The sequence below is a fragment of the Mesorhizobium sp. M7A.F.Ca.CA.001.08.2.1 genome (assembly GCF_003998455.1).
In the GTDB taxonomy this organism is placed as follows: domain Bacteria; phylum Pseudomonadota; class Alphaproteobacteria; order Rhizobiales; family Rhizobiaceae; genus Mesorhizobium; species Mesorhizobium ciceri.
This window is the reverse complement of record NZ_RZPW01000763.1, coordinates 1-2873: the sequence shown is the minus strand read 5'-3', so window position 1 is coordinate 2873 and position 2873 is coordinate 1. Positions and strand designations below refer to the sequence as shown.

The window sequence follows — 2873 nt, the reverse complement described above, 5'->3', positions numbered from 1 at the left end:
CCGTGCATGCGGTGTCGGCGTTGCAGAGCGAGTATTCGCTGTGGGAGCGCAATCTGGAGCCGGAGATCATCCCGCTGCTTGGCGAACTCGGCATCGGCCTGGTGCCGTTCTCGCCGCTCGGCCGAGGGTTTCTCACCGGCCAGGTCAAGCGTGCGGAAGACTATCCCGACGGCGATTATCGCCGCAACGACCCGCGCTACCAGGGCGAAAACTACGACGCCAATGTCGAGGCGGCCGCCAAGGTGAGCGACATCGCCGCTGCCCGCGGCGTCAAGCCCGGCCAGGTCGCGCTGGCCTGGCTGCTGGCGAAGGGCGACGGCTTTGGCATCGACATCGTGCCGATCCCCGGCACCAAGCGCAGAAAATACCTGGAAGAGAACGTCGCCGGCGCCGCGATCAAACTCGATGCCGCCGAGATGGCCGCGCTCGACGAAGCGCTCGCGCCGGGAAAAATCTCCGGCCCGCGCTACACCGAGCGGGGCATGGCGATGGTCGACCGGTAGGGGGCGCCTGCTTCAGCGTCCGCGATAATCTCGCCAAGGTCGTTCCGAATAGTGATGCTAACGAAAGCCCAGATGCTTCCGATAGCAGTGGGTTTCCACGGTGAACCTGCCGGCGACATCATCCGGCAGCCAAAGTGCGTCTTCGAAGCTGCGGCTCAAGCGCCACCCTTCGCGGGCATAAAATCTCTGCGCGCGGACATTTCCCGCCGTGCAGAAAAGCTCGGCCTCCGCCACGCCCTGTTCGCACAAGAGATGCTCGGCATAAGACAGCAGATCGCGGGCGGTTCCGCTTCCCCGTGCTTGCGGGCTTACATAGAGTTTGACCAGCTCCGCCCGTTTATCGAGACGAAGCCAAGCAATCCATCGGCAGCCGCCACATGGAAGGCATCGGTGGATTGCTCCAGCCACAGCGCAAAATGCGCCGGCGTTCGGTACGCCAGGATTTCGGCTGGAACCAGATGCGCATGGGCATCATGCCAGCCCTGATGCCACAGTTGCACGATCGCCGACCGGTCGGCTTCCTGGGCTGGGCGAATTTCGAGCATTTCTCACCGCCGACGGGTAACTAATCCGTAAGGCCGCGCGGAGGGTCGCCTTGTTCCATGGGCCTTCAGCCGATTTCGGTCAACCCGCCGCTGCCGCGGTAACCTTCTTGGACGCGGCCCGCTGTCGCCGCATGCGCCGTTTGGCGACAAGCTTGAGCGCGACCGGCGGCTCGTTTGACAGCGCGCCCAGCACGGCGTCGACCATGCCATGCGCCACGAAATCCGCGTTCATGTCACGCGCCAGTTTGCCCGCCGTCTCCTTGTCCTCGCTGTCGGCCTCCGACCAGAACACGATTCCCACCCGAAGTGCGGCCTTCGCACGCTTCAGCCGGCGGACCAGAAAGCGGGCGTGCTTGATGGAATCCCGGTTCAGGAATCCGACCACGACGGTGTCGACGGTTTCGAGCTCAAGGCGGCGAATGCCGGCGGGTTCCATATCGGCAAAGCTGGCTTTCGACACCGTCGCGCCCTGGACCTCCAGCACCTGCGCCAGCATCGCGGCAGCGGCGTCGTCGAGCTCGCCACGCCCCCCGGCGCAAAGTACGGACATATCCGTGCCGTCGGGCAGTTCGGTCTCGTCCTCCCCGCCGGGATCGTCATCGTCGCTCGCCTCTGCGGCCACGGGCGGCCCCTCCTCCTCGCCTGCCTCCTCCTGCGCGCTGTCGTCGAGATTGGCGACCAGCATCAGGGCACTGGCCGCCACCTGCCGCCTTTGCAAATCGCCCATGACGCCGCGCACACGGTCCTGTTCGCCCAGCAGAAGCGCCGGAATGGCAACCTTGTCATAGAATTCGACCAGATATTTCTCCTCCAGCATCTCCTCGGCATGATCGGTGGCTTCTTCCGGATCGCCGGCCAGCAGCCGCTGGTACAGGCGCGCATGGGGTTCGAGCACGGGCTCGTTGCCGAACAGCACGTCCAGGAATTCAAACTGCGGCACGTGCCTGCCCAGCACCACCAGGCAGACAGTGAGCGGCGTCGACAGGATCAGCCCGAGCGGCCCCCAGAGCCACGTCCAGAAAATCGCCGCGACGATGATCGCCAGCGGCGACAGTCCCGTTCGCGAACCGTAGAGCCAGGGTTCGATGACATTGCCGGTGATCAGTTCCATCACCACGAACAGGGCGGCGGTCCACAGCACGAGCGACCAGCCCGGTGCCACGGCCAGCGCCAGGAACAGCGGCAAAAGCATGCCTATGATCGGGCCGATATAGGGAACGAAACGCAGCGCCAGGGCCAGCAGCCCCCACAGCAGCGCATTGGGAATACCGAGGGCCCAGAGCCCGATCGCGATCGGTATGGCGTAGACGATGTTGACGACCAATTGCATCAAGAGATAGCGGCCCACCCGCTTGGCGGCATCCTGAAGCGCCTCGGTGGTGCGGTGGAGGTCGCCGTAGCCGACAAGCCGGATGAAGCGGTCGCGCAGATCCTCCCGCTCGAGCAGCATGAAGATGACGACGACAATGATCAGCCCTGCCGACCCAAGCGGGCTGATCAGCGGCCCGACGACATTCTGCAGGACCTGAAGCGGCCTTTCGTGCGCGACGATCTCGACCGGCACCGGCTCGCGCGGCGCCTTTTCCGGGGCGGCGGCCGGCAGCGAGGGGTCTTGCCTGTCGATCTCCTGGCCGACCCGCTCGACCACCTTGCTCAGTCTGGCAAGGATCCCGCCGCCGACCCCGGTTTCCTTGAGCGAGCGGATCTTGGTCAGGATGTTGGTCTGGTAGACCGGGATGTTCTGCGCCAGTTCGCTGACCTGCGTGGCGACGATGAAGGAGAACAGGCCAAGCGCCGCGAAGGCGCCGAGCACGCTGGCGATGAC

The 2873-nt window shown here is 65.0% G+C and carries 4 protein-coding genes; 1 reads left to right on the top strand and 3 read right to left on the bottom strand.

Annotated features, from left to right (window positions below; translation table 11 throughout):
- On the top strand, nt 1–503 hold a 503-nt coding region (locus EN914_RS30420), incomplete at its 5' end, for an aldo/keto reductase (protein WP_164779024.1).
- Between the two features lie 57 nt (nt 504–560).
- Here EN914_RS30420 and EN914_RS30415 read toward each other — a convergent pair.
- The 3 genes from EN914_RS30415 to EN914_RS30410 all read right to left on the bottom strand — a co-directional run.
- Nucleotides 561–911 carry a GNAT family N-acetyltransferase gene (locus EN914_RS30415; protein ID WP_245265285.1) on the bottom strand — a complete coding sequence of 117 codons (351 nt, stop codon included), beginning with the start codon at nt 909–911 and terminating at the stop codon, nt 561–563.
- Nucleotides 812–1048 (bottom strand): hypothetical protein, encoded by a 237-nt coding sequence (locus EN914_RS39475; RefSeq protein WP_245476244.1) that lies wholly within the window; start codon nt 1046–1048, stop codon nt 812–814. Before EN914_RS39475 ends, EN914_RS30415 begins: the two co-directional genes overlap by 100 nt.
- Before the next feature lie 79 nt (nt 1049–1127).
- On the bottom strand, nt 1128–2873 hold a 1746-nt coding region (locus EN914_RS30410), incomplete at its 5' end, for an AI-2E family transporter (RefSeq protein WP_164779023.1).